This window comes from Rhodococcus sp. MPR-R1B, from assembly GCF_058793255.1.
The window spans coordinates 120,229-146,294 of sequence record NZ_JBXAFO010000016.1; the positions used below are offsets into that span (position 1 = coordinate 120,229).

Genomic DNA, 26,066 nt, shown 5'->3' on the forward strand with positions numbered 1-26,066 from the left:
GTCACGCTCGATCACAGACTCGATCGATGATCGCCGCAGTCTTGCGGACGTACGGTTGGCGGACGACGTCTTCGTGGCACGCGTCGACGTCGTCGAAATCCAGTGAGCCCGTGGCAATGAGTGACCAGATCTCGCGTCCACGGTTGTTGGTGGCCCCACGGATCACGGTGACGGGCGCGGCGCATGCTCGTATCCGATGCTTCCGGAGCGCCTGGCCTCCTATGTAGAGGAACACGGTCCACTGGGTGGCCGGCGGGTACTGCAGAATGCCGGCGAACAGCGTGCGGATCCACATGGCCGCGACGGTGCGTCTGGTCGGCTTCCAGCGGGCATTGGTGGATGGTTGTGGTGCAAGGTCGACGATCGACGGATCCAAAGTGATGCCCGCTCGACCAGCCAGTCGTGCGGCAGCCTCGGTGGAGATTCTGGTGTCGAGAACGGTGACGTGTTCGACAGTGTCACCTGACTCGGACAGCTGTGTCGCCATTTCCAGCGCCACGTAGCCGCCGTACGAGTATCCGGCGAGGAGGTATGGCCCGGTGGGCTGAATCTTCTTGATTTCGAAAATGAAACGGCGGGCGCTTGCTTTCACCGACCGGTCGGGTAGTCCGCGAGATTCGAAGCCATGTGGCTGAAGTGCGTAAACCGGCCGATCGGTGTGCAGCGCTTTCGACAAGGCGGACAGCGTCGTCGATGGGCACCCCGCTCCGTTCATGATGAACAGCGGTCGCCCGGACCCTTCGAGCTTCAGCGGAACCATCGTGTTGTGACAGACGCGATCATCGGGATCGATTCTGCGCCGATCCACCAGCGCTGCAAGGTCTTTGACGGTACTGGCGGCCGCGAACTCCGCCGCCGTGATCCGGATCCGGAACATGTCGTGAATCTTTGCCACCACTTCGGTTGAAGCAAGCGAGTCGCCGCCGAGTTCGAAGAAGTCGTCCTCACGGTCGATGGAGTCGATGCCGAGAATCGACTCCCAGATCGAGGACAACCACAATTCGGCGGGCCCGGCGAGAGCCGGTGGAGTGGACCGCACCTCGACGGAGGGCAGCGCTGTTCGATCGACCTTTCCTCTTTCGTTGCGGGGCAACGCCGGCATCAGAAGAAAATGTCGGGGGAGCATCCAGGCCGGCAGATATGTCGCCAGTTCGCGCCGCATCTCGGCGCCCGACCGTGCCATCACGGTGTTGGTCAGGACCACGTAGGCGACGATCTCCGGTCGATCGTTCTCGAGGACGACGGCCACGAAAACATCGGCGACGCCGGGAATTCGACGAATATGCGCCTCGACTTCCATCGGTTCCACCAGGTAGCCCCGAATCTTGACGGCGTCGTCGACGCGTCCCCGCAGTTGCAGTTCTCCGCGTTCGTCGATGCGGCCCCGGTCACCGGTCCGGTAGATGCTCACTCCGTCGGCCAGGCGCGTGAATCGTGTTGCAGTTCGATCCGGGTCGCCGTGGTATCCGTCGGCAAGATCACTGGAGACAACCTGAATCTCTCCGATCTCTCCGTCGGGGAGAGGCACGCCGTTCACATCGACGATCTGTACGTCCTTGCCGTCGCGAGCACGTCCGGCCGGTACCACTCCGACGGGTAGTTCGGAATGTGGTGGGAACGCGTTGTACGCGACGACACCGGTCTCGGTGGTGGCCAGCCAGTTGACGTACGTGACGCGAGCGAAGCCGTGACTGCGATGGCGCGCGTAGTCCTCGCCGTGAACTGCTTCCCCGTACGTTACGACGACGCGTAGGGAACCGATCGAATCATCATTTGCTGCATCGCAATCGAGATCCGACCACGCCCGCAGAAAGGACGGCGCACAGTGCGTGGTCGTGATCGAATTCTCGATCAGCCAGTCGTCGATTCCCGAGACGCCGTCGATACGTGGATCCCAGCAGTAGACCGTGACTCCGTTCATAAGCCCCATGATCAGGGCCGTGATTCCGGCTCCGAAACTGACGGGCAACAGGTTCCCGATGTGATCGTCGGGTCGCAGGTCGATTGCTGCGGCGAGTTCGTCGGCCTTGTTCAGGCACATGGAGTGGCTCAACACGACTCCCTTGGGTGCCCCGCTGGTGCCTGACGTGAACGCGATCATTGCAGGGTCGGAACTCGATGGTTCCAACGCGCTGTCGAATCTGAAGCCCGTCGCAGCAGACTCGTCGAGTATCGACTGCAGCGGGACTGCACCCGAGGTGCTCATGATGTGCGCTCGGCGGGCCTCGGGGAGTTGTGGGTCGATCATGACCAAGGGCCGACCGGAAATCAGAGTGGCGAGGATGGCGGGCACCGACTCGGCCGTTGGTTCGAGATCGACCGCAACCGGGCGTGCCCCGTGTGACCCACGTAGGCGAAGTTCGCGGACCAATGCGTCGGTCCGGAGTTCGAGTTCGGCGAAAGTGATCCGGTCGCGCGGAGTCACGACGGCAACGGCGTCGTGCTGCATAGAGGTGACTCGGCGCCACCTCGACTCGATCGTCTCGTCGATGACTGCATAGCGAGTGCGTTCTAGACCTAAGTCGACAACCTTCATCACAGTAGCTCCGTCCGACTTTCAGCTATCTTTTAGCAAAGACTACATAAGGTTTGTGAAGTAGGTCCATAACAAACCAAAAGTAGTTTTACATACCGCCCCATCCTCCAGTCCGTCAGCTCCGAATGTCTTGACGAACCAATGCCGATCGAGCGTTGTACAGACGAGGAGCAGTGACATGAAGTGGTCGGGGCGAAGTGCGATTGCGATTGCGGGAGTGTGCGCCGCAGCGACGATGTTTTCGGGAACCGCGCAGGCGAGCCCACTCTGGGAACCCTTGCAGCCGGTGGCGAACCTGGACGTCGCGCGCTACGTAGGGGAATGGAACCAGGTGGCGGCGATTCCTCAGCCCTTCAACCTCGCGTGCGCGAAGGACACCCGGGCGAGTTACGGGATCGTCGATTCGTCGAACGTGAGCGTGAAGAACACGTGTACGACGTGGACCGGTCAAGCCAACGAGATCGTCGGGAATGCCCGAGTTACCGATCCAGCAACGGGTGCCCAGTTGCATGTGAGCTTCCCCGGGGTGCCCTCACAGGAAAGCTTGGACGGCCCACCCAACTACATCGTCACCTACATTGCCGACGACTATTCGTGGGCACTGGTGGGCGATCCGCTCAGGCTTTCCGGGTTCGTGCTCTCACGGTCGGCGGTCATCGACGCGGCAGGCTGGAGTGAGATCCGCCGGGTCGCCGAATCCCGTGGATACAACGCATGCACGATCCTGACGTCACCGACCACCGAGGGCACGTCGGACATCCGTCCGCTCTGCACGGTGTGAGTCTGCTGTCAGCGTGAACCTTCCGGAGCCACACTCCACTACGATCACTGATCGGTACGTGTGGTTTCGGAAGGTTGTGTGGTGGCGAAGAAGCAGATTCCCGTAATAGTCGTCGCAGGCTTTCTCGGTTCGGGCAAGACGACGCTGCTCAACCATCTTCTGCGTAACAACGACGGTGTACGCATCGGCGTGATCGTCAACGACTTCGGCTCCGTCAACATCGACTCGATGATGGTCGCTGGTCAGGTCGATTCGATGGTCTCTCTCAGCAACGGCTGTTTGTGCTGCGCTGTCGACGTCTCGGACATGGACGAGATGCTGAACAAGTTGGCGCACCGGCAGTCCGGGATCGACGTGATCGTCATCGAGGCCAGCGGGCTTGCCGAGCCGCGGAACATGATTCGACTCGTCCTCGGAAGTGAGAACCCGTCTGTCGTCTACGGCGGCCTGGTGGTCCTGGTCGACGGAGCCAATTTCTCCACCGTTCGCCGCGAACATCCCGAGCTCGATCAACATGTCCGCCTGGCAGACCTGGTGGTAGTCAACAAGATCGACAGCGTTCCGGTCGCCGAACGCGAGCGATTCACGACCGAAATTCGTAAGTTGAATCCGCGAGCGCCGATGGTGGAAACCTCGCACTCGCGGATAGACCCCGCTCTGTTGTTCGATACCGGCGAGGTGACCCCTCCGGCTCCGGGCGATCAACTGAGCCTCGACGAGCTCCTGCGCGACGGGCACGACGACGATCACGAGGACGGCTCGTGTCACCACGATCACCTGCACCACCGCTACGAATCGGTTGATTTCGCATCGGAGACGCCTCTCGATGCCAGGGCCTTGACGCACTTTCTCGAGAATCAGCCGTCGGGTGTTTACCGCATCAAGGGCTTCGTGAACTTCGAGATTCCGGGCTACACAGGAAAATTCGAGATCCAATCGGTGGGTGATCATGTCCGGATCACGCCGCTGCGATGGAAGTCGGGCGAACCTCGAACCACGCAACTGGTCGTGATCGGTACCGGGATGGATTCGGGGGCGGTCGGCAGCGCGCTCCGCGCCTGCGTGCGCGAAGAAACGGTCGAACCGCACCCCGACGCCATGCTGGGATTGCACCGCTATACCGTCGGGGCGTGAGTGAATCAGCTGTATCCGTGTACGAAGCGATTCGGCGACGCCGAGACGTTCGCGCCGAGTTCTCGGGAGAGATCGTCCCCGACGAAACTCTGATGCGCATTCTCGACGCCGCCCATCGCGCGCCGAGCGTGGGAAACACGCAACCGTGGGATTTTGTCGTCGTTCGTAATCCGGAGACGCTCGACACCTTCGCGGCACACGTCGCCGATGCCCGGGTGAAATTCGCGCAGTCTTTGCCCGAGGATCGCCGCTCGACGTTCGACCCCATCAAGATCGAGGGAATCGCCGAGAGCGGTACCGGCATCGTCGTCACTTACGACCCGTCGCGCGGTGGTCCGAACATCCTCGGCCGTCATACCGTCGACGACACCGGACTGTTCTCGGCGGTACTGGCAATTCAGAATTTGTGGCTCGCCGCGGTAGCCGAGGAGATCGGCATCGGCTGGGTTTCGTTCTACGACGAGAAGTACCTCACCGAACTCATGGGCATTCCGTCACCCGTTCGCCCCATTGCGTGGCTGTGCGTCGGGAAGGTGACCGAGTTTCAACAGGTTCCGGATCTCGAACGCTTCGGATGGCGACAGCGCCGGCCACTGGCCGACGCTGTCCATTTCGAAACCTATTGAGTTGTACCGGGCGGCGTTGCGCGCGGGGCGGCGGTGTGGCCTAGCGTGCGGGACGGCCACCGGTGGAGCCTGCGGTGCGAGCGCCGCCGCCGGTGCGGGGACGGCGAGCGCCACCACCGGCATGTTCCTGACGGGCAGCTCCGCCGGTGCGAGCACCGCGTGACTGACCGCCCTGTCCGGAGCGAGCCTGACCCGAACGTGCTGCGCCGCCGCGTCCACCCTGGCCGGCGGGACGCTGTCCGCGTCCACCGTTGGGCTGGGCAGGAGCCTTCGGAGCCGGCGTGACGTGCGGTGCGATGTCGCCGACCAACTTGACGACGTGCTCGGAGTTGGCAGTCGAACGGACCGGGGTCACCTTGATGGCTGCCTTGCGCATGAGGATCGCAAGATCCTTACGCTGCTCGGGCAGAACCACGGTGACCACGTCGCCGGCGCTACCTGCGCGAGCGGTGCGACCACTGCGGTGCAGGTAAGCCTTGTGCTCGGCCGGCGGATCGACGTGGACGACCAACTCGACGTCGTCGACGTGGACGCCACGCGCTGCGACGTCGGTGGCGACGAGGACGCGCGCTTCACCGGCGGAGAATGCCGCCAGGTTACGGTCGCGAGCAGCCTGCGAGAGGTTGCCGTGAAGGTCAACGGACGGGATGCCCGACTCGGTGAGCTGGCGAGCCAACTTGCGAGCCTGGTGCTTGGTGCGCATGAACAGGATGCGACGACCGGTACCGGAAGCGAGCTTCTCGACCAGAGCCTTCTTGGCTTCGACGCCGTCGACGTCGAACACGTGGTGCGTCATTGCGGCGACGGGGGAGTTGGCCTCGTCGACCGAATGCATGACCTCGTTCTTGAGGAAACGCTTGACGAGCTTGTCGACGCCGTTGTCCAGCGTTGCCGAGAACAGTAGACGCTGCCCGTCCTGCGGGGTGGACGAGAGGATGCGGGTGACGACGGGCAGGAAGCCGAGGTCGGCCATGTGGTCGGCCTCGTCGAGCACGGTGATCTCGACGGCGTCGAGACTGACGAACTTCTGCTTCATGAGGTCTTCGAGGCGACCGGGGCAGGCGACGACGATGTCGACTCCGGCCTTGAGAGCCTGAACCTGGCGGTGCTGCGAGACACCGCCGAAGATCGTGGTCACGCGCAAGTCGTATGCGGCGGCCAACGGTTCGAGGGTTGCGGTGATCTGGGTGGCGAGCTCACGCGTCGGTGCGAGCACCAGGCCGAGCGGTCGACCCGGACGACGCTTTCCTCCGGACAGTTCGCCGGCGAGGCGGGAGACCATGGGGATGGAGAACGCGAGGGTCTTGCCGCTTCCGGTCTTTCCGCGGCCCAGTACGTCGCGCCCCGAGAGAGTGTCGGGGAGGGTGTCGATCTGGATCGGGAACGGAGAAGTGATTCCGCCGTCTTCGAGAGCTTTCACCAGCGGTGCGCGCACACCGAGGGCTGCGAAGGTGGTAGCGGGCGTAGAGATGTCAGACAAGTGTGTTCAGAGCCTTTCGGGCACGTGTTCGTGCCCGGATGCCGACACGGGAATTAACCGGTCGAACAATCAAGCACAGTGGTGGCGGCGCTGCCGGTCGGCAGGCTTCTTCGCCGTAAGAAGAGCGGGTGCATTGAGCACTCAGCAAGAAAATTTGCGTTCTACGACGCTGGATGCCCGATTTCAGGCACCTAGTGATCGCAACTCTACCTTCCCGGAGCGTTCGACCTACAACCCGACCCATTCGGAGACGCCGTTCGCGAAGTGTTGCCGCTTCCAGATCGGTACCTCGTGCTTGATGCGCTCCACCAGTTCGGCGCACGCGGCAAACGCCTCCGCTCGATGCGGCGCGGCGACGGCGGCGACCAGTGCGAGATCACCGATCTCGAGGTGACCGACGCGATGGATCGCAGCGACCGGCAGGCCGGTCGAGGCCGCAACCTCTTGGCAGCACGTCTCGAGGAAGCGTTCGGCATCCGGATGCGCTTGGTACTCCAACGCCGAAACCGATTGACCTCCATCGTGATTGCGCACTGTTCCCGTGAACACCACAACAGCGCCGTTCTTCGGACCGGCAACGGCGGCGTCGACGGTGTCTGCGTGAATCGGTTGCTCGGAGATCCGAGCCAGTAGCTCACTCATCGTGCGCTCCTCCGCCTGCGACCTGCGCGAGCAGGTGATCGATGATGGGTTCGAGGACGGCGAGACCGTCCTTCACTCCACCGGGAGAACCCGGAAGATTGACGATGACCGTCGTACTTGTGAGACCTGCCACACCACGGCTCAGCGACGCGTGCGGTGTCTTCTCGAGGCCCTTGGTCCGGATCGCTTCTGCGACGCCGGGCAACTCACGGGTCAAGACTGCCCGGGTAGCTTCCGGGGTGGCATCCGTGGGGGAAGCCCCGGTGCCGCCGGTACTGATGACGAGTGACGGGGAGCCCTCCTTGGCGTCAGCGATGCCCGCCGCGATGTCTGCGTCGGCGTACACAAGCGGTCCACGTACCTCGAAGTCCCGTTCACGTAGCCAGGTCGCGATCGTGGGTCCGGTGGTGTCGGGTCTGGTGCCGTTCGCACCGCCGGTGGAAGCCACGAGGACGGTCGCGGACCGTGCCGAGGTGAAGGTGTGCGCCGGAGCTGTCTGTGCGTTCTGAGTGTCGCGGGTCCAATGTCCGCGTTTACCACCGTCTTTGGTGAGCAGACGAACACCGTTCATGGTAGCTCCGGGGTCCACCGCTTTGACCATGTCGTGCAAGGTCAGGCCGGCTACCGCGACGGCGGTGAGTGCTTCCATCTCGACGCCGGTCTGTCCGCGAGTCTTCGCCGTCGCCTCGACGGTGATCGATGTTTCGGTGAACCCGAATTCCACCTTGACCGACGAGAGCGCGAGTTGATGACACAGCGGGATCAGTTCGGAGGTCTTCTTCGCACCGGCGATTCCGGCGATGCGCGCGGTGGTGAGGACATCAGCCTTGGGCATGCCGTCGGCGCGGACGAGGCGAACTACCTCGGCGGTCGTGACGAGTTCGCCGGCGGCGACGGCGATACGCGTCGTCTCGGCCTTGGCGCTGACGTCGACCATGCGCGCTCGGCCCTCGCTGTCGACGTGTGTCAATTCGGTCATCAGTGTCCTTTGAATCAGATCGAGTGAATCAGATCGAGGAAGTCGAGAGCGGGACGACGTCGACGAGATCGCCCGCGCCGAGCTCGGTCACGGCGGCGGGGATGTCGATCAGGACGTCGGCCCACGCCATGGCTGCAACAAGGTGCGATCCGGGTCCGGCAACGAGTTCGATTCCGTCCGCAGTTCTGCGTGCCCGCAGGAACTGCCGCTTGCCGTCCACCGAACGCAGCGGTGCAGTCAACGGGAGTCGCTCGCGCGGGATCTCGGGCAGGCCCGCGGCCCGGCGCAGTTCGCCCCGTGCGAAGACCTCGAAGGAGACCATCGTGCTCACCGGGTTGCCCGGGAAGCTCAGTACCGGCACTTCGTTCACCACTGCAGTGCCTTGCGGACCGCCCGGCTGCATTGCGACGTGGCCGAAGTGTGCTCCCAGAGGCGTGAGAGTTTCCTTCACCACCTCGAAGTCGCCCATGGACACTCCGCCGGAGGTGAACACCAGATCAGCGACCGAGGTTGCGTACGAGAGCAATTCGCGGAACTCGGCGGGGTCGTCGCTGCTTCGGGCGACGGATACGACATCGGCGCCGTTGGCTTCGGCCAATGTTGCCAAAGCTGGACCGTTGGAATCGTAGATCTCACCGGGTTCGAGAGTTGTTCCGGCACTTTTCAGTTCGGCGCCCGTCGTAATTATCGCGACCCGTGGCTTCGTGTAGGTGTCGAGCGAGGCCAGGCCCACAGCACTCAGCGCGGCGATATGGCGAGGTTCCAAGTGCGTTCCGGCCGTGACCAGTAGCATTCCGGCGGTGATGTCGCTGCCACGTTCGCGTACGAATTCGCCTACCGACCTGCCCCGTTCGATCGTGACGACGTGCTCGGTGACACCCGTTGTGTCCTCGACCGGAACAACGGCGTCGGCACCCTCGGGAAGCGGAGCACCGGTCATGATGCGAAATGCCGATCCTGGAAGGTGTTTCGGTGGTTTTCCGCTTCCAGCGGCGATCACGCCTCGAACCGTCAGTGTGGTCGGAACCGAGGCCACAGAAGCAGCATCGACGGCATACCCGTCCATCTGCGAGTTGCGGAAGAGTGGCAGGTCTACCGGTGATGCGATATCCGAGCAAGTTATGCGCCCCAACGCTTCTGCCGTCGGAACTGCCGTCGGAGAGAGGGTGTGCAGGCCGGTGAGCAATCCGGAGATGTGCGACGCGTGTTCCTCGACCGAACGCGCGCTCATGACAGTAACCTCGACAACCTCGACATGTTTTGATCCTAGGCGGTGTGGTCCGTCCGACACACGGAGTACGGCTTTCGGTCATACTGGAGCAATACGGAAGTTGGTGAAGTGATGACAGTGGTCTCGATGGGAATTCCCACCGTGCGGTTCGACGCTGCCTCCCTCGCCGGTCGTCCCGAGACGGATCTCCTGGTCGACAGGTTCGGGCGTGTTGCCAGAGATCTGCGAGTCTCGATCACCGAGAAGTGTTCACTTCGTTGCACGTATTGCATGCCGGAGGAAGGCTTGCCGGCCATCGCTGCGGAAGATCTTCTGAGTGCCGACGAGATCATTCGAGTGGTCGGAATCGGCGTCGAGCGGGTCGGTATTCGTGAAGTGAGATTCACCGGCGGGGAACCGTTGATGCGTAGTGACCTCGAAAAGATCATCGCGGGGTGTGCCGCTCGCGTGCCAGGAATTCCACTTTCCATGACTACCAACGCCGTTGGGCTCGAACATCGTGCGGCGAAGTTGGCTGCAGCTGGTTTGACTCGCATCAATGTTTCCCTGGATTCGGTTGATCGCGCCCATTTCGCTGAATTGACGCGTCGAGACAGGTTGCCGTCCGTTCTCGCGGGAATTCGAGCGGCAGCTGCGGCCGGGCTCGCGCCACTGAAGATCAATGCGGTGCTGATGCGTGAAACGCTCCACGGCGCGGCGGATCTTTTGCAGTGGTGCCTCGAAGCCGGCGTCGAATTGCGCTTTATCGAGCAAATGCCTCTGGACGCAGACCATGCATGGGCACGCGAGAACATGGTGACCGCGGCTGAATTGTTGTCCGTTTTGGGAAGCCGTTTCGAATTGGAAGCAATCGGCCGTGAAGATCCGTCGGCTCCTGCCGAAGAATGGCGTGTCGACGGGACCACGATGACGGTAGGGATCATCGCTTCCGTGACCCGCTCGTTCTGCAGTGAATGCGATCGGACGCGAATGACCGCAGAGGGAACAATTCGGTCATGTCTGTTCAGTGACCGTGAAGTTGATCTGCGTGCCGCGCTCAGGGCCGGAGCAAGTGACGACGAACTAGCGGATTTGTGGCGCGGTGCGATGTGGAACAAGTGGGCTGGGCACGGCATCGACGCCGCGGACTTCGTTCCGCCGGAAAGAAGTATGGGAGCGATCGGTGGCTGATCCGCATTCGATCTCGGTTCGTTACTTTGCTGCTGCAGCGGATGTATCCGGTTGCCGTAGCGAGGTAGTCGCCATTTCGCCCGACAACACACTTGCCGAGTTGGTGGCGGTGCTGGTCGGGCGATACGGACAGGAGATGGAGCGAGTGCTGTCGGTCTCGGCTTTCCTCGTCGGTGACGAGTTGACCCGCGACGTCTCTCGAGCCTCCGGTAGCGCTGTCGATATTCTTCCGCCTTTCGCTGGAGGCTAGTCCGAGAATTGCCGGCGTAGCTATTTGTGGGCTGCCGACGTATTGTCCTTTTTCGGTTTGCCGGTCCAAATATTTATATCTTGATCACTCCAGCTCAAGTGGCATCTATCTCCGTTTTTTCCATTGTTGGTCAATTGTCCAGCATTGGTCGTTTTGTTTAGTTTCTCCTACTTTTGGGGGAGCGAATGCACTTCGAATTGCCAAGGTGAATTGTCATCTGTTTGGATGACAAAAGAAATAACTTCGCTGTTGGTAATTGTCGACATGTGTTAATTTTGGCGCAATTCCACTCGGGATATGTGAAAGGTATTTCAATGTCGATTAATTCCACGCGCCGTGTCGGAGTCGTCGTAGCACTCCTCGGGGCAGCTGCACTCACCGCTCCGGCAATTGCTACTGCGCTTCCGTCCACCGGTTCTCTCGGCTCTTCTGCGCCGGAAGCCTCCTGCTCGACCCTGTCCACCGAAGCGACGCCGAACGGGTGGGGCATCCCGTTCACCGACGAGAAGGATCAGACCGCGTCGTACTCGGCCGACAACGTTCTCGACAAGGACGGTTCACTGAAGCTGGCCGTTGACGGTACCGGCGATCGTTCGGTTTCCTACCATTCGGCCGGCGGTATCAAGCTGTCCGACGCAGTCGGCAAGGCGATCGGCTTTGCCGAGCGCGCCGCCACGCCGACTGCGGCATTCCAGCTCCGCCTCACCGGAACCACCGGCGGAAAGTTCGAGAACGGATTCACCACCCTGGTGTGGGTCCCGGGACCCGACGCGACGCCGACGGCTGACGGCGGCGTTCACGCGGATCTCCAGAAGGGCGTGTGGTGGAGCACTCAGAACATCGACGGCGCCAAGGACCGCGTGTCAGTGCCTTTGGCTGACATCGTCGCCGCGAACCCGAACGCGGTAGTCGACCACTACGGCGTCAGCGTGGGCACCGGTTCCGCCGCCACGTCGACGCTGGTCGATGCAGTGCAGTTCAACGGATGCACCACCAACTTCGCGAAGAAGGATCCGGCTTCGGGAACGGGTTCGCTGGGCGACGTCTTCGGCAGCCTGTTCGGTAGCTAGTCGCTGGTAAGAGCTCTGGTAGGAGTTACTTCCACCAGTCATCGAGGGGTGTGACCGGCACCGTGCGCTTGTGACGAGTGTTGGTGAACATCTTCTCGAGCTTCTCGGCTACCTCGGAGGAAACGTCCTTTCCTTCGAGGTAGTCGTCTATCTGTGAGTACGTGACGCCGAGGGCAACTTCGTCGGGTAGCGCGGGTCGGTCGTCCTCGAGGTCGGCGGTCGGCACCTTGCGCCACGTGCTCTCGGGTGCGCCCAATTCCTGCAGCAATGCAGCGCCCTGGCGTTTGCTCAAGCCGGTGAGCGGCGTGATGTCGACACCGCCGTCACCGAATTTCGTGAAGAAGCCGGTAATCGCTTCTGCGGCGTGGTCGGTACCGATCACGAGGTAGCCGAGCTGACCGGCAATCGCATACTGAATGACCATTCGTTCGCGCGCCTTGATGTTGCCACGGACGAAGTCGCGTAGTTCGCCGTTCCCCAACGCCTCGGAGGCCTCACGGGCCGTGGCGTCGGCGCCAGGCTTGACGTTGACCGTGAGAGAGCGGTCCGGCTTGATGAAGCCGAGCGCGATCTGAGCGTCGGATTCGTCGGCCTGCGCGCCGTAGGGGAGTCGAACGGCGACGAACTCGGCCTCGTGGCCTTCTTCACGAAGTTCCGTGACCGCGCGTTGGGCGAGGGCTCCGGCGAGCGTGCTGTCCTGACCGCCGCTGATTCCCAGAACGAACCCTTTGGCGGGGGTCGAGCGCACGTAGTCCTTCAGGAACTGGACTCGCGCGCGAACCTCCGCTGCGGCGTCGATTGTCGGCTTTGTGCCGAGTTCTTCGATGATGCTTTCACGCAGTGTGGCCATGAATGGACTCTAGCGATGTGAGCAGGCGCGTGCAGTGCCACCGTATCCGGGGCGGTACGGTCGCGCACATGAGTGCGAACAACGTTCTGGTGGTCAGTGCGACGAAGTCGGAAGCGGCATACGTGCCGCAAGGATACGAACTGCTGATCACGGGGATTGGAAAGGTCAGTGCTGCAACAGCAGTCGCCTCTGCTCTCGCGCGGTACGAGCGGGATGATCTGCCGCTGGTCGTCAACATCGGGACAGCCGGTGCGCTGCACGCGCACCACGGCGGCCTCTATATTCCCGGCGTCGTCATCAATCACGACATCAGCAGCACCGCGATCCGAGCGCTGGGGCACGACGTCGCGGACCGTTTGGAGCTCGCCGGCGGTGACGACTCGGTGTTGGCGACCGGCGACGCATTCATCGCCGACGCTGCAACCCGGGACGCCCTTGCGCAGCGAGCCGATCTGGTCGACATGGAGGGGTTTGCCATCGCATTCGCCGCACAAGCTGCGGGTGCTACCTGCCGACTCGTCAAACATGTCAGCGATCACGCGGACGACTCGGCCTTGGACTGGCCCGCGATGATCGATGCCAGCGCCCGCGAATTGGGGCGCTGGCTGCTCGACAACGTCTGATCGAGCCTGCAGCGTCTGGTCAAGCCTGCGCAGTCAGTATCAATCCGGTGTCGTCGGGCTTGCGCAGGGTCAGCGTGTCGGCGTCGACGGTGTAGCTCACTTCGCCGTCGAGCACCGCCAGGATCTGGCGCTCGATGTCCATGTTCTCCTCGGGGCAAGCCATACGCGTGGTTGCCATCGGCGTGAACGTGACTGTGGTGTCGGACGTCTGGGCGCTTCCGGTCATGCGATTGCATCCGGTGCTCCCGCTGACCGAACCGTCTGCGGCAATCGTCAGTTCGGGAGCTGACGTCTCCAGAGCCAGGCTCGTACTGATCGCATCGGGACTGATGAGGGACGTGACAGTCCACGTCGTGCCCTGCAGCGGTCGATCCGGCGTGACGATTTTCTTGTCCTGCAGGGTGACTGTGGCGTCCTTCGATGTCAGGACGAGGGTGTCGCCGTCGAGGCTCCACGCCGGCGCAGCGGTCAGCAATGTTGTTGTCCAGGAGTCGGATTCGGCGATGCCGGGAGGGCAGCCCATCATGGTCGACGCCATGGTGCCGGTGGTCAGCGTGCCGTCGGTGAACTCGACCGAACCGTTTGCCGTGTTGCATCCGGCGCTCGCGGACACTCGACCGGCCTGGCTGAAGTCGAGAGTCAGCGGGCCGCCGCCGGGAATTTGTGTTCCATCCACGGAGGTCGAGATGAACACACGACCGGAGGGATCCGTCTTGTCTTCGGGGGAGTCGGACGAAGCGGAGCAACCGCTTACCGCGGCGATGGTCAGGAAGCCGATGACGGCAGCAGCGATGCGCATGGGCTCACATTAAGCGGTGGGACGGATCGGGGGAGTCAACATCGAGTAACGCGCCGGGCAAGGTCTTCCCAGCCGGCGGCCAGACGCTCGGTGGTCATCCCGAGATCGCGCACCTGATGAAGGACGAGCGACGCTTCGAGCGGTGCCAACAGTGCTGAAGCGAGCAGATCGAGGTCGCCCTCGACGCCGGCTCCTCGAAGAAGCCCGATGACGTGAGCGATGCCGAGAGCCCGGGCCGGACCGCCAAAGCGGTATTCAGGAGCGTTTTCCGCCGCTCGGAGGACTTCGCCCTGTACTTCCACCATGGCAATCCGGGCTCGTCCGAACGCGATGAGGCGCTCGATCGGCGGCGCGCCCGGACCCAACGGTGGGGGGCCGAACATGAATGCCTGCTGCAGTTCTCGCTCGGTGTGATCGAGCAGTGCCTGCATCAGTCCCGATCGATTGCCGAAGCGCCGAAAAACTGTGCCCTTGCCCACACCGGCCCGGCACGCGACAGCATCCATCGTCACCGCGTCGACACCTCGCTCGGCAACGAGGAGGGCTGCGGCGTCGAGCAGAAGTACGCGGTTACGTGCTGCGTCACCGCGCTCGACCGGCGCGGCGCCGATCTGGGGGAGGGGGATTGCGCTCACGGGATCAGGTTACAGGGCCGGGGAATGTAAGTGGACCGCGGTCCGTTTAGTTGATATAACTTTCAACCGGAGCCACCAACCGCACCACTCTCGAAGGAAACTCGCTATGTCACAGACCAATGTTCTCGTTCTCGTCGGCAGCCTGCGCGCCGGATCCGTCAACCGCCAGCTTGCCGAGACGGCTGTGTCCGCCGCACCCGAGGGTGCCACGCTGACGGTCTTCGAAGGCCTCGCCGACGTCCCCTTCTACAACGAAGACATCGACGTCGAGGGTGCTTCCATCCCCGCTGTCGACGCACTGCGCTCTGCTGCGAGCGACGCGGACGCGTTCCTGCTCGTCACCCCCGAGTACAACGGCACCATTCCCGCAGTTCTGAAGAACGCCATCGACTGGATCTCGCGTCCGTACGGTGTCGGTGCAGTCAAGGACAAGGCTGTCGCAGTCATCAGCGCTTCGCCCAGCGGCAACGGCGCCAAGTGGGCACACGAAGACACCACCAAGGCAGTCCGTATCGCCGGCGGCAAGGTCGTCGAGGACACTGCACTGAGCATCGGTGGAACCGGCGCACTGTTCGGTGAGCTGCACCCGCGTGAGAACGCAGAGGTGCTCGCTCAGGTCTCCAAGGTCGTCTCCGACCTCGTCGACGCCGGCAAGCAGCTCGTCAACGCGTAATTCGTTTCACGAATGAGGGCCATGCCGGAAGGTGTGGTCCTCACTCGTATGCGCGCTAGAGCCCTTCGCGTTCCATCGCGTCGTCGACCGCGTCGCGAACCGACTCGAAATCCTTGCCGGCCATCATCGCTTCGCCCATCGCAGCATCGATACGGTCGGCGACGGCGGCGTACCGACGCTCCCAGTTCTCCTTGTCCTCCCGCCAGTAACCCATCACGTGCATGCGGGTTGCCGGGATTTCCCATGTTCGACGCAGGTGAGTGCGGATGCGTCTGGCGGCCGCGGCCTCGACTGCACACCAGATGTAGCCCTCGCCGGGGGGCAGGGCAGCGTCGGCCAATTCGGCGAGCAGCGAGTCCGATTCCTCGATCCATCGGTAGTGAGCGTCGGCGCGCGTCGTGAACGTCTGCTGTTCGCTCGGCGCGGGTACCTGCGCGATGACGTGGATCGGTAGACCGTCGGGTGCTTCTTCGAGAATTCGCCCGATCGCGGGCAGAGCGGCGTGATCGGCGACCATCAGCAGCCAGTCGCAACCTGCCGGCGGCGTGAACCACCCGCTCGCCGTCGAGAGGTGAACGGTCTCGCCCGGTTGCGCAGTCGCGGCCCAGAGTGCCGCGCCGCCGTGGCCGTGGAGAACGAAGTCGATCTCCAGTTCGTTCTTCGACGGCTGCCAGCGCCGGACCGTGTAACTACGGGCGTGAGGGGGATCGAGGGGGAATCTGACGAGCACCCGTTCGTCGGGGCTCCCGCTCGTCTCGAAGTCGCTCAGGCCCTCCCCACCGAAGGTGATTCTGCGCATCAACGGTGTCACCTGCTGTGTTCTCGTCACGGTTGCCTGGTGGCGTGGAGCCTCGTCCTTCGGGGGTGTTTCCACGACGCTCATGGTAGGTCCGTGGCGCGGCTCCCAGAGGCTGGCGAGCACAAAAAGGAACTGTGACGCGCGACACGCCGACGCGCCGGGAAATGAAGGCGCTGAACTGGGGCGACCTGGGAATTCCAACGATGTGACTCACAACATCTCGCGTTATGTGTTTCTGTCGGCCACTAGGTGTAGTGTCTTGAGCACTGAGAGACCACAACGCGGAACGCCTCGAGCGAGACTCCGGCAATCGGTCGTATCGGTGCTGAACATCACTACATCGGCCTTTGTTGGCTAAGCGAAAGAGGGACTCTCATGAGCATCACCGTCTACACCAAGCCCGCTTGCGTTCAGTGCAATGCCACCTACCGCGCCCTGGACAAGGCCGGTCTCGAATACAACGTCATCGACATCACCGAGGATGCCGAAGCCCGCGACTACGTCATGGCTCTCGGGTACCTCCAGGCACCCATCGTGGTTGCCGGTGAAGATCACTGGTCGGGCTTCCGTCCTGATCGCATCAAGACCCTGACCGTCGCTGCTTGAAGCGCCGCAGTGTCGGCGGTGGACACCTCCGCCGACACATCTGAGTAGTTCCGGGCACCGTACAAGAAAATGGTGACAACCGATGACTTCGCTGGTCTATTTTTCCAGCGTGTCGGAGAACACCCACCGATTCGTTCAACGTCTCGGCCTGCCTGCGACACGTATACCTATCCATGACCGTGACGGCTCATTTCGTGTAGACGAGCCCTATGTGCTGATTCTGCCCACCTATGGTGGCGGGGTCACCGTGACAGGGCGCGACACCAGTTATGTACCGAAGCCGGTCATTCGTTTTTTGAACAATCCACACAACAGGTCGTTGATCAGAGCAGTGATCGCGGCGGGAAACACCAATTTCGGTGAGTCCTTTTGCTATGCAGGAAACATCATTTCCCAGAAATGCCACGTTCCTTTTCTGTACCGGTTCGAACTCATGGGCACTGCCGAGGACGTCGACCGGGTACGAGAAGGCTTGGGGGAGTTCTGGAATCATCTCGAAACAGAGAAGGAGCACGGGCAGTGGCGCCAACCATCACTGACACGATCGCGGCAGGAAGCGTAGAGCGTGATGCGCGCGGCGGCGATTCCACCAACGGTCTCGACTACCACGCACTCAACGCCATGCTCAACCTGTACGGCGCCAACGGTGAGATCCAGTTCGAGATGGATGTCGCTGCAGCCCGTCAGTACTTCTTGCAGCACGTCAACCAGAACACCGTGTTCTTCCACAACCTCGACGAGAAGCTGGACTACCTCGTCGAGGAAAACTATTACGAGCCCGAGGTTCTCGATCAGTACTCACGTACTTTCGTGAAGTTCCTGATCGATCACGCGTACGCCAAGAAGTTCCGCTTCCCGACGTTCCTGGGTGCATTCAAGTACTACACCTCCTACACGCTCAAGACCTTCGACGGTAAGCGCTACCTCGAGCGTTTCGAAGATCGTGTCTGCATGGTTGCGCTCACCCTGGCCGCAGGCAACGAAGACCTGGCCGTCGAACTCGTCGACGAGATCATCGCCGGACGCTTCCAGCCCGCCACCCCGACGTTCCTGAACTCGGGCAAGAAGCAGCGCGGTGAGCCCGTGTCCTGCTTCCTGCTTCGTATCGAAGACAACATGGAGTCCATCGGTCGCTCCATCAACTCGGCACTGCAGTTGTCCAAGCGCGGTGGCGGAGTTGCCTTGCTGCTCACCAACGTTCGTGAGCACGGCGCCCCGATCAAGAAGATCGAGAACCAGAGTTCGGGTGTCATCCCGATCATGAAGCTTCTCGAGGACTCGTTCTCCTACGCCAACCAGTTGGGTGCGCGTCAGGGCGCCGGTGCTGTGTACCTGCATGCGCACCACCCCGACATCTACCGGTTCCTCGACACCAAGCGTGAGAACGCCGACGAGAAAATCCGTATCAAGACGCTCTCACTCGGCGTCGTGATCCCGGACATCACGTTCGAACTGGCGAAGAAGAACGAGGACATGTACCTGTTCTCGCCGTACGACGTCGAGCGCATCTACGGAGTTCCGTTCTCCGACATCAACGTCTCCGAGAAGTACTACGAGATGGTCGACGACAAGCGAATTCGCAAGTCCAAGATCAAAGCTCGCGAGTTCTTCCAGACCGTCGCCGAATTGCAGTTCGAATCGGGCTACCCCTACATCATGTTCGAGGACACGGTGAACCGGGCAAACCCGATCGAGGGCAAGATCACGCACTCGAACCTGTGCTCGGAGATTCTGCAGGTTTCGACGCCTTCACTGTTCAACGACGACCTGTCCTACTCGAAGGTCGGCAAGGACATCTCCTGCAACCTGGGTTCGCTGAACATCGCGAAGACCATGGACTCGCCCGACTTCGCCAAGACCATCGAAGTGTCGATCCGCGGATTGACGGCAGTGTCCGACCAGACGCACATCTACTCGGTGCCGTCGATCGAGCAGGGCAACAACGACTCTCACGCCATCGGCCTCGGTCAGATGAACCTGCACGGATACCTCGCTCGTGAGCGGATCTTCTACGGCAGCGAAGAAGGCATCGACTTCACGAACATCTACTTCTACACCGTGCTGTTCCACGCACTGCGTGCGTCGAACAAGATCGCCATCGAGCGCGGCTCGTACTTCAAGGGTTTCCCGGAGTCGAAGTACGCCTCGGGTGAATTCTTCGACAAGTACACCGATCAGGCTTGGGAGCCGGCAACCGACAAGGTTCGCGGACTCTTCGCCGATGCGAAGCTGCACATCCCCACTCAGGACGACTGGCGTGAGCTGAAGGCTTCGGTTCAGAAGCACGGTATCTACAACCAGAACCTTCAGGCCGTCCCGCCGACCGGCTCGATCTCGTACATCAACTACTCCACCAGCTCCATCCACCCGGTGGCGTCGAAGATCGAGATCCGCAAGGAAGGCAAGATCGGCCGCGTCTACTACCCGGCGCCCTACCTGACCAACGACAACCTGGAGTACTACCAGGATGCCTACGAAATCGGGTACGAGAAGATCGTCGACACCTATGCTGCCGCAACGCAACACGTCGACCAGGGCCTGTCGCTGACGCTGTTCTTCAAGGACACCGCAACCACTCGCGACATCAACAAGGCGCAGATCTACGCGTGGCGTAAGGGCATCAAGACGCTGTACTACATCCGTCTGCGTCAGATGGCACTCGAAGGCACCGAGGTCGAGGGCTGCGTTTCCTGCATGCTGTAAAGGGCTCCGCCCCCGTGCGCCTTTTCGGTAGTGGTTACTACCGAAAAGGCGCACAGGGGTATCAGGCCGGCGGGCGGCCGGGACCGTGCATCTTGCCGGCATTCTTCGGCATACGACCGTGTTCGGTGAGTGCGCGCCGAAGGAGAAACTCGATCTGGGCGTTGGTACTTCGGAGATCGTCGGCGGCCCAGCGGGCAAGCGCGTCGTGTACCGCTGGGTCCAACCGAAGCAGGATCTTCTTACGCTCGGATCGCGGAGCTGGATCCGTGGCCATGTGGCCTTTCCTTTACTGGTAGAGCGAACCGGTGTTGAGCACCGGTTGTGCGTCGCGGTCGCCGCACAGCACGACCAGAAGGTTGCTGATCATCGTCGCCTTGCGTTCCTCGTCGAGTTCGACGACGTGCTTTTCCTCGAGCTGCTTGAGTGCCATGTCGACCATGGACACCGCACCTTCGACGATTTGCTTGCGGGCGGCTATCACAGCACCCGCTTGCTGGCGCCGAAGCATCGCGCTGGCGATCTCCGGTGCATACGAGAGCCTGTTGATGCGTGTCTCGATAACTTCGACACCCGCCGCACGCACGCGGGCGTGAACCTCCTCCGACAAGGTGGTGGTGATGATGTCGGCGTTCTCGCGCAACGAGACTCGGCCTTCGGCGTCGTACGGGTAGCTACCGGCGATATGGCGGACGGCCGCCTCGGTCTGTACGGAGACGAACTCCTCGTAATCGTCCACCTGGAACGAGGCGAGCGCTGTGTCGGCCACCTGCCAGACGACCACCGCCGAGATCTCGATGGGATTGCCGTCGGCGTCGTTCACTTTCGCCTGACCGGTCTCATGGTTTCGGATGCGCGTCGAGATCGATCGACGGACCGTCAGCGGGTTTGTCCATCGCAGTCCCGGCGTGCGCAAGGTGCCGCTGTACGAGCTTCCGAGAAGTTGCAGAACTCGGGCTTGATTAGGTTGCACCAAGGTCAGGCCCATCAGGAGGGGGAGTGACGCGATGAACAGCACCACTCCGACCGGAATCAGGGCGAAGAGTCCCAGAACTCCGCCAACGACGGACAGCGCGATTCCGGCCAGGAAGAGAAGGACGCCGCCGAGGAGCATCCAGCTGCCGGACAGGTCCCAGCCTGGGCGTTCGGCGATCGTTGTGGTGGCGACACCGGTCGGTTTCTCGGCCACGGTGGGTGTGCTGGTCATGCGAGACTCGCTTTCCATCGGTAAGTGATATTTAATTGATATCACATTTTTTGTACTCGTGGAGGGGCGCGTGCGACACATGTTGTTGTGTTGGCATCGCGGACCCGACACAACGGGTAGTGTTCAGGCAAGCCAACATTCGGCAGTATCTCTCTCGCTAGGTAGGAATTATGGTCAAGCTGGTCAGTCGCGTTTCCGCCATCAACTGGAATCGCGTCCAGGACGAGAAGGACGCCGAGGTATGGGATCGCCTCGTCAGCAACTTCTGGCTGCCCGAAAAGGTGCCGGTCTCCAACGACATCCCGTCCTGGGGAACGCTGACCGCGCAGGAGCAGCAGCTCACCATGCGCGTCTTCACGGGCCTGACGCTGCTCGACACCATCCAGGGAACGGTCGGCGCCGTCAGCCTCATCCCGGACGCGATCACTCCCCACGAAGAAGCGGTGTACACCAACATCGCCTTCATGGAATCGGTGCACGCGAAGAGTTACAGCTCGATCTTCTCGACGCTGTGCTCCACCCCCGACATCGACGACGCGTTCCGCTGGTCGGAGGAGAACCCCAACCTGCAGCGCAAGGCGCAGATCGTTCTCGACTACTACAACGGCGAGTCGCCGCTCAAGCGCAAGGTCGCATCGACGCTCCTCGAGAGCTTCCTCTTCTACTCCGGCTTCTACCTGCCGATGTACTGGTCCTCGCGAGCCAAGCTCACCAACACCGCAGACCTCATCCGCCTCATCATCCGCGACGAGGCTGTGCACGGGTACTACATCGGCTACAAGTACCAGAAGGGCCTCGAACAGCTCACCGAGGCCGAGCGTGAAGAGCTCAAGAACTACACGTTCGAGTTGCTCTTCGAGCTCTACGAGAACGAGGTCGACTACACCCAGGACCTCTACGACGGCGTCGGTCTGACCGAGGATGTCAAGAAGTTCCTGCGCTACAACGCCAACAAGGCGCTCAACAATCTCGGCTACGAAGGCCTCTTCCCGAAGGACGAGACGGACGTCAATCCGGCTATCCTGTCGGCACTTTCACCGAATGCGGACGAGAATCACGACTTCTTCTCCGGCTCGGGTAGCTCCTACGTCATCGGCAAAGCCGTCAACACCGAAGACGACGACTGGGACTTCTAGAGCGACCTACACGCCGAAGCCCGACTCCTGCACACGCGGGAATCGGGCTTCGGCCGTGTATTGAGAGCGGGCTAGCGCTGAAACCACGCTTCCGGCTTGTCCTGCAACGCTTTTGCGAGGCGCAGACGCGAGGTTTCCGTCATGTCCGAAGGCAGTTCGCTCGGCGCGAACCACGCGACCTCGAGGTTTTCGTCGTCCGCCACGTGTGCATCTCCGTCGGTCCACCTGGCCAGGAAGCAGACGTCGAGGTACTGAGTCACGTCACCATTGGGGTACGTAATGGGTTCTGTGACATCGATACTCGTGATCCGAACCAATTCGGCGTCGACGCCGGTTTCTTCCTTCGCCTCGCGCACCGCCGCCGCCGACGGTTCCTCCCCAGGCTCGAGAACGCCGGACACGACGGCCCACTGACCGTTGTCGGCGCGGCGGGTGAGCAGGATCCGGCCGTCGTCGTCGCGGATCACGACGCTCACTCCGGACAGCCAGAGCGGCGCATGACCGACCTTCTCGCGCAAAGCGACAATGAATTCCGGGATCGGCATGTCAGAACCCGACCGTCACAGTTGTGGCGAGCCGCTTCGAATGTCGGAGTTGTGGTTCGTTCCAGTCAGCTGGCATATCCGTTCAAGGTTCCCTTCAAGTCCGCCAATACGGCACGGGCAGCAGTCATCCCGTTTCCGCTCCAGATGTCGTCTTCCGCTACGAACACACGTCGGTCGGTGGCAGCGGCGAGGTCCTGCCACTGGTCGCTCTTCATGACCTCGGTGCCGTAGGTACGACCGTTCGGCCCGTCGAAGAGTACGTAGATCAAGTCCCCTTCGGCGGCGCTGAGATCGTCGGCCGGAATCGGTGCCGTGGTCGCATCGGTCAATCGCTGCGCCGGTGGGCGCCGGACGCCGACGTCGCTGAGGATCTGTCCGGCGAAGGATGCGGGGCCCTCGATCTGCAGGTCCTTCGAACCGAACCGAACCACTGATGCCTGCGTCTGCGATGCATTCAATGCGTCGCCGAGCTGCACGACGTCCTGCTGGTAGCGGTCCAGCTCCGTCGCAGCCGCGGACGAACGGCCCAGTGCCTGGCCGGCGAGGGCGAACTGCGCTTTCCAGTACACGGGATCCGAGCCCGCGAACACGGTGGGGGCGATGGCGTCGAGTTGCCCGTACAAGCCGTCGGACGCCGGACTGGACCCGAGGATCAAGTCCGGCGCGGCGGCCTTCACGGCGTTGACGTCAGGTGCGCTCACGGGGCCGACACTCGGAATCTCCGAGATGCCGAAACCCAGGTACGACGGTTGTGGCGAGTCGACACCGGTTGCGGCGCCCACTACCCGCTCCCACAGACCGAGGGCGCACACGGCGTCCATCGAGACACTGTCGAGGACCACGATCCGTTGGGGATCGGAAGGAACCTCGGTTTCACCCGCAGTGTGTACGACTCGACGCTTCACCCCGGGGCCCGCTCCCGGGTCGGCTTGCGTCGGCGTCGGGCACGCGGTGGCGGTGTCGCGTTCGATGCCCATCACGCCGGCACCGGCGATCGACGTAGTGGTCCGGACGATGGTGCTCGCCGGATCGTCCGACGAGTCGGACGAGCAACCACCGAGGACGAGCATCGTGGCGGTGATCCCCAGGATCGAGACACGACGAACGGACGTGCGGGCGGTCGTGCGTGAGAGAACAGACGTGCGTGAGAGAACAGACAAGTCGACGGCTTCCTGTGTGAGCGGGCGCCGTTCAGGTTAGCTGTTCGACTCAGCTGTTCTGCTTGTCCACCTCGAACGTGTCCGAGAGGTCGTCGAGGATCATGTGGGCGCCCTGGATGCTGACCGGCGACATCCACCGTGAATCGTCCACATCGACCTTGCGTCCTCGAAGCGTCTGCCACAGCGGGCTCTCGAGGAACGGCTTCGCGGCTTCGGCGCTCTTGCCCTCGGCGTCCTGCCAGGTGCTGATGAAGATGACGTCCGCGTCGGCTTCGTTGATCAGCTCGGGGCTGATCTTCATCATGATGTTGCCGGCGTCGGCGGGGTCAGGTCCCTGGTTGTCCGGGCGCTTCAATCCGGCGTCCTGAAGAACGATGCCGCTGAACGAGGTGGTGCGGTAGAGACGTGCGGTCGGTTCACCGGCGAACCGGACTACCGAGATGACCGGGTTGTTCGCCTTCTCGTTGATTTCCTTGCCGACGGCAGCCGCGCGAGTTTCGTATTCGGAGATTTTCGCCTCGGCCAGCGATTCCTTGCCCAGCGCTTGACCGACTACGCGGATGTTGTCCTTCCACGTCGGACCGGTTGTCTGGGTGAAGACGGTGGGCGCGATTGCGGAGAGCTGCTCGTAGTTCTTCCCGTCGCGGACCTCGGCGGAGATGATGAGGTCCGGCTGCAGTGCGGCGATCTTCTCGAGGCTTGCACTGCTGACCGTGCCGACCGAGACGGCGTCCGCGGCGAATTCCTCCCGCGAGGATCCGAGGTAGTCGGGCAGACCGGGCTCGCGGTAGTCGACGTAGCCGACGAGCGGGGATTCGAGGAGAAGGACGGCGTCGGTGAAGCTGTTGTCGAGCGCGACGATCCGCTGGGGTGCTGCCGGGATTTCGGTGCTTCCACGGAAGTGTTCGATCGTGCGGGGGAATGCGCCCGACTCGGTCGAGGTGGTGGTTGCAGCGGGCTCGTCGTTACTCGAGCAGGCTGGAACGACCAAGGCGATCGAGGCTGCGACGGCTACCAGCGCGGCGCGGCGGGGAAAGAATTTCACTGAATACTCCTGAGGTGAGTTAGGCGAGGGTGACCTTATCAGTGGAGGAGATGGCCGAAAACGGACACCGGCCGAATTCTTCGACGGGTACGACACGCCGATTCGGATGTGGGTTCGGACTCCCGAGGGAACATAAACCGCAGGTCGTTCGTTTGGTGCCCCCAAAAACGGATGCTCGAGTACGACGCAGGGTAGGACCGGGTCGCGGTGCCTCGGAGTCACGGTCTACGATTCGATGAGCGCAAGCCAGAAGCCGTTGTCCGCAGCCCGGGCGACGGACCCTGCGGGCGCAACCAAGGGCTCTTTGACGGAGTCTGCGGAGCGACCAAAGGCACATTCAGGAGGATCAGTGACTGCCGTAGCGCCCCAGCCAGTCCCCACGATAGCGCCGGCCAGGCCTTACCCGCCGCGGCAGGGACCCAAGGGCTCATTCATTTTCAAGATGATCACGACCACCGATCCCAAGGTGCTCGGAATCATGTACTTGGCGACTTCCATCGCCTTCTTCCTCATCGGTGGCCTCATGGCACTGATGATGCGTGCCGAACTTGCTGTACCCGGCATGCAGTTCCTTTCCAACGAACAGTTCAACCAGCTGTTCACCATGCACGGCACGATCATGCTGCTGCTGTACGCGACCCCGATCGTCTTCGGCTTCGCGAACTACATTCTTCCGCTCCAGATCGGTGCACCCGACGTCGCGTTCCCGCGCCTGAACGCGTTCAGCTACTGGCTGTACCTGTTCGGTGCGATCATCACGACGGCCGGATTCGTCACGCCCGGTGGCGCAGCAGACTTCGGTTGGACGGCATACACGCCGCTGACCAGCGCGCTGCACAGCCCCGGCGTCGGCGCCGACCTGTGGGTCTTGGGTCTGGCCGTCGCCGGCCTCGGCACCATCCTCGGTGGCGTCAACATGGTCACCACCGTGATCTGCCTGCGCGCACCCGGTATGACCATGTTCCGCATGCCGATCTTCACCTGGAACATCTTCATCACCAGCATCCTGATCCTGCTGGCGTTCCCGCTGCTGACCGCTGCATTCATGGGCCTGTTCGTCGACCGCCATCTCGGTGGGCACATCTTCGACCCGGCAACGGGCGGTGTGCTCCTGTGGCAGCACCTGTTCTGGTTCTTCGGTCACCCCGAGGTGTACATCATCGCGCTGCCGTTCTTCGGCATCGTCTCGGAGATCTTCCCGGTCTTCAGCCGTAAGCCGATCTTCGGCTACAGCGGTCTGGTGTACGCAACGTTGGCCATCGCCGCTCTGTCGATCGCGGTGTGGGCTCACCACATGTACGCAACAGGCGCTGTTCTCCTGCCGTACTTCTCGTTCATGACGTTCCTGATCGCCGTGCCGACGGGTGTGAAGATCTTCAACTGGATCGG

At 62.2% G+C, this 26,066-nt stretch carries 27 protein-coding genes; 13 read left to right on the forward strand and 14 right to left on the reverse strand.

From position 1 onward, the window contains the following. Position 1 precedes the first annotated feature (1 nt). Entirely contained in the window at positions 2-2,536 is a 2,535-nt protein-coding gene (locus AC1Q61_RS21685) for an AMP-binding protein (RefSeq protein ID WP_042924494.1), read from the reverse strand. Between the two features lie 178 nt (positions 2,537-2,714). On the opposite strand from AC1Q61_RS21685, the gene AC1Q61_RS21690 reads away from it, so the two are divergent. From AC1Q61_RS21690 to bluB, 3 genes are all read left to right on the forward strand, one after another. Further along, positions 2,715-3,317, forward strand: coding sequence for a lipocalin family protein (locus AC1Q61_RS21690; RefSeq protein ID WP_042924492.1), 603 nt, complete (start codon positions 2,715-2,717; stop codon positions 3,315-3,317). An 81-nt stretch (positions 3,318-3,398) separates the two neighbouring features. Further along, the gene (locus AC1Q61_RS21695; RefSeq protein ID WP_030534965.1) at positions 3,399-4,451 is read left to right on the forward strand and encodes a CobW family GTP-binding protein; all 1,053 of its coding nucleotides are present in this window, start codon (positions 3,399-3,401) and stop codon (positions 4,449-4,451) included. After that, positions 4,448-5,077: a 5,6-dimethylbenzimidazole synthase gene (gene bluB, locus AC1Q61_RS21700; protein ID WP_042924489.1), complete on the forward strand. Its 630-nt coding sequence runs from the start codon at positions 4,448-4,450 to the stop codon at positions 5,075-5,077. The genes AC1Q61_RS21695 and bluB overlap by 4 nt, the downstream gene beginning before the upstream one ends. 40 nt (positions 5,078-5,117) lie before the next feature. On the opposite strand, the gene AC1Q61_RS21705 is transcribed toward bluB, so the two are convergent. The 4 genes from AC1Q61_RS21705 to AC1Q61_RS21720 form a co-directional block, all read right to left on the reverse strand. Then, positions 5,118-6,557, reverse strand: coding sequence for a DEAD/DEAH box helicase (locus AC1Q61_RS21705; RefSeq protein ID WP_042450056.1), 1,440 nt, complete (start codon positions 6,555-6,557; stop codon positions 5,118-5,120). A 228-nt stretch (positions 6,558-6,785) separates the two neighbouring features. After that, the gene (locus tag AC1Q61_RS21710; RefSeq protein ID WP_030534963.1) at positions 6,786-7,199 is read right to left on the reverse strand and encodes a molybdenum cofactor biosynthesis protein MoaE; all 414 of its coding nucleotides are present in this window, start codon (positions 7,197-7,199) and stop codon (positions 6,786-6,788) included. Further along, positions 7,192-8,178: a bifunctional molybdenum cofactor biosynthesis protein MoaC/MoaB gene (moaCB, locus tag AC1Q61_RS21715; RefSeq protein WP_030534962.1), complete on the reverse strand. Its 987-nt coding sequence runs from the start codon at positions 8,176-8,178 to the stop codon at positions 7,192-7,194. Before moaCB ends, AC1Q61_RS21710 begins: the two co-directional genes overlap by 8 nt. Positions 8,179-8,206: 28 nt before the next feature. Continuing rightward, the gene (locus AC1Q61_RS21720; protein WP_003944714.1) at positions 8,207-9,409 is read right to left on the reverse strand and encodes a molybdopterin molybdotransferase MoeA; all 1,203 of its coding nucleotides are present in this window, start codon (positions 9,407-9,409) and stop codon (positions 8,207-8,209) included. Positions 9,410-9,520: 111 nt separating this feature from the next. Between AC1Q61_RS21720 and moaA the strand changes: the two genes are divergently transcribed. The 3 genes from moaA to AC1Q61_RS21735 all read left to right on the forward strand — a co-directional run bounded on the left by moaA (position 9,521) and on the right by AC1Q61_RS21735 (position 11,899). Further along, the gene (gene moaA, locus AC1Q61_RS21725) at positions 9,521-10,579 is read left to right on the forward strand and encodes a GTP 3',8-cyclase MoaA (protein ID WP_030534961.1); all 1,059 of its coding nucleotides are present in this window, start codon (positions 9,521-9,523) and stop codon (positions 10,577-10,579) included. Beyond that, positions 10,572-10,829, forward strand: coding sequence for a MoaD/ThiS family protein (locus AC1Q61_RS21730; protein WP_030534960.1), 258 nt, complete (start codon positions 10,572-10,574; stop codon positions 10,827-10,829). Before moaA ends, AC1Q61_RS21730 begins: the two co-directional genes overlap by 8 nt. Before the next feature lie 314 nt (positions 10,830-11,143). Next, entirely contained in the window at positions 11,144-11,899 is a 756-nt protein-coding gene (locus AC1Q61_RS21735) for a hypothetical protein (RefSeq protein WP_003944763.1), read from the forward strand. A 25-nt stretch (positions 11,900-11,924) separates the two neighbouring features. On the opposite strand, the gene nadE is transcribed toward AC1Q61_RS21735, so the two are convergent. Continuing rightward, positions 11,925-12,749: an NAD(+) synthase gene (gene nadE, locus AC1Q61_RS21740; protein WP_003944695.1), complete on the reverse strand. Its 825-nt coding sequence runs from the start codon at positions 12,747-12,749 to the stop codon at positions 11,925-11,927. Between the two features lie 68 nt (positions 12,750-12,817). Between nadE and AC1Q61_RS21745 the strand changes: the two genes are divergently transcribed. After that, positions 12,818-13,372 (forward strand): nucleosidase, encoded by a 555-nt coding sequence (locus tag AC1Q61_RS21745; RefSeq protein WP_030534959.1) that lies wholly within the window; start codon positions 12,818-12,820, stop codon positions 13,370-13,372. A gap of 19 nt (positions 13,373-13,391) precedes the next feature. Here AC1Q61_RS21745 and AC1Q61_RS21750 read toward each other — a convergent pair whose 3' ends face one another. Both AC1Q61_RS21750 and AC1Q61_RS21755 read right to left on the reverse strand, forming a co-directional pair. Continuing rightward, positions 13,392-14,171: an META domain-containing protein gene (locus AC1Q61_RS21750; RefSeq protein WP_030534958.1), complete on the reverse strand. Its 780-nt coding sequence runs from the start codon at positions 14,169-14,171 to the stop codon at positions 13,392-13,394. A gap of 35 nt (positions 14,172-14,206) precedes the next feature. Further along, positions 14,207-14,806, reverse strand: a complete 600-nt coding sequence (locus AC1Q61_RS21755; protein ID WP_003944690.1) for a TetR/AcrR family transcriptional regulator — start codon at positions 14,804-14,806, stop codon at positions 14,207-14,209. Positions 14,807-14,912: 106 nt separating this feature from the next. Here AC1Q61_RS21755 and AC1Q61_RS21760 point away from each other — a divergent pair, with 106 nt between their 5' ends. After that, positions 14,913-15,479 (forward strand): NAD(P)H-dependent oxidoreductase, encoded by a 567-nt coding sequence (locus AC1Q61_RS21760; RefSeq protein WP_030534957.1) that lies wholly within the window; start codon positions 14,913-14,915, stop codon positions 15,477-15,479. A gap of 55 nt (positions 15,480-15,534) precedes the next feature. Here the strand turns inward: AC1Q61_RS21760 and AC1Q61_RS21765 are convergent, their stop codons facing one another. Then, on the reverse strand, positions 15,535-16,362 hold the full coding sequence (locus tag AC1Q61_RS21765; protein ID WP_030534956.1) for a siderophore-interacting protein: 828 nt from the start codon (positions 16,360-16,362) through the stop codon (positions 15,535-15,537). 291 nt (positions 16,363-16,653) lie between these two features. On the opposite strand from AC1Q61_RS21765, the gene nrdH reads away from it, so the two are divergent. The 3 genes from nrdH to nrdE all read left to right on the forward strand — a co-directional run bounded on the left by nrdH (position 16,654) and on the right by nrdE (position 19,587). After that, complete coding sequence (gene nrdH, locus AC1Q61_RS21770) at positions 16,654-16,884, forward strand: glutaredoxin-like protein NrdH (RefSeq protein ID WP_003944717.1); 231 nt, start codon at positions 16,654-16,656, stop codon at positions 16,882-16,884. A gap of 82 nt (positions 16,885-16,966) precedes the next feature. After that, a complete protein-coding gene (gene nrdI, locus AC1Q61_RS21775; RefSeq protein WP_003944767.1) occupies positions 16,967-17,446 on the forward strand; it encodes a class Ib ribonucleoside-diphosphate reductase assembly flavoprotein NrdI in 480 nt (159 codons plus the stop codon). Continuing rightward, a complete protein-coding gene (gene nrdE / locus AC1Q61_RS21780) occupies positions 17,404-19,587 on the forward strand; it encodes a class 1b ribonucleoside-diphosphate reductase subunit alpha (protein ID WP_003944756.1) in 2,184 nt (727 codons plus the stop codon). Before nrdI ends, nrdE begins: the two co-directional genes overlap by 43 nt. 61 nt (positions 19,588-19,648) lie before the next feature. On the opposite strand, the gene AC1Q61_RS21785 is transcribed toward nrdE, so the two are convergent. Further along, positions 19,649-19,861, reverse strand: a complete 213-nt coding sequence (locus tag AC1Q61_RS21785) for a type II toxin-antitoxin system antitoxin (protein ID WP_003944723.1) — start codon at positions 19,859-19,861, stop codon at positions 19,649-19,651. A 12-nt stretch (positions 19,862-19,873) separates the two neighbouring features. Beyond that, positions 19,874-20,791 carry an SPFH domain-containing protein gene (locus tag AC1Q61_RS21790; RefSeq protein ID WP_003944699.1) on the reverse strand — a complete coding sequence of 306 codons (918 nt, stop codon included), beginning with the start codon at positions 20,789-20,791 and terminating at the stop codon, positions 19,874-19,876. Between the two features lie 170 nt (positions 20,792-20,961). Between AC1Q61_RS21790 and nrdF the strand changes: the two genes are divergently transcribed. Further along, the gene (nrdF, locus tag AC1Q61_RS21795) at positions 20,962-21,927 is read left to right on the forward strand and encodes a class 1b ribonucleoside-diphosphate reductase subunit beta (protein ID WP_003944744.1); all 966 of its coding nucleotides are present in this window, start codon (positions 20,962-20,964) and stop codon (positions 21,925-21,927) included. A gap of 71 nt (positions 21,928-21,998) precedes the next feature. Here the strand turns inward: nrdF and AC1Q61_RS21800 are convergent, their stop codons facing one another. The 3 genes from AC1Q61_RS21800 to AC1Q61_RS21810 form a co-directional block, all read right to left on the reverse strand. Continuing rightward, complete coding sequence (locus AC1Q61_RS21800; RefSeq protein ID WP_042450043.1) at positions 21,999-22,472, reverse strand: NUDIX hydrolase; 474 nt, start codon at positions 22,470-22,472, stop codon at positions 21,999-22,001. Positions 22,473-22,537: 65 nt separating this feature from the next. Beyond that, complete coding sequence (locus AC1Q61_RS21805) at positions 22,538-23,632, reverse strand: iron-siderophore ABC transporter substrate-binding protein (RefSeq protein WP_042924484.1); 1,095 nt, start codon at positions 23,630-23,632, stop codon at positions 22,538-22,540. 49 nt (positions 23,633-23,681) lie between these two features. Further along, positions 23,682-24,677, reverse strand: coding sequence for an ABC transporter substrate-binding protein (locus tag AC1Q61_RS21810; protein ID WP_050655126.1), 996 nt, complete (start codon positions 24,675-24,677; stop codon positions 23,682-23,684). A gap of 349 nt (positions 24,678-25,026) precedes the next feature. Here AC1Q61_RS21810 and AC1Q61_RS21815 point away from each other — a divergent pair. After that, positions 25,027-26,066 (forward strand): cbb3-type cytochrome c oxidase subunit I (locus AC1Q61_RS21815; protein WP_492654901.1); only part of this gene is annotated, 1,040 nt, incomplete at its 3' end.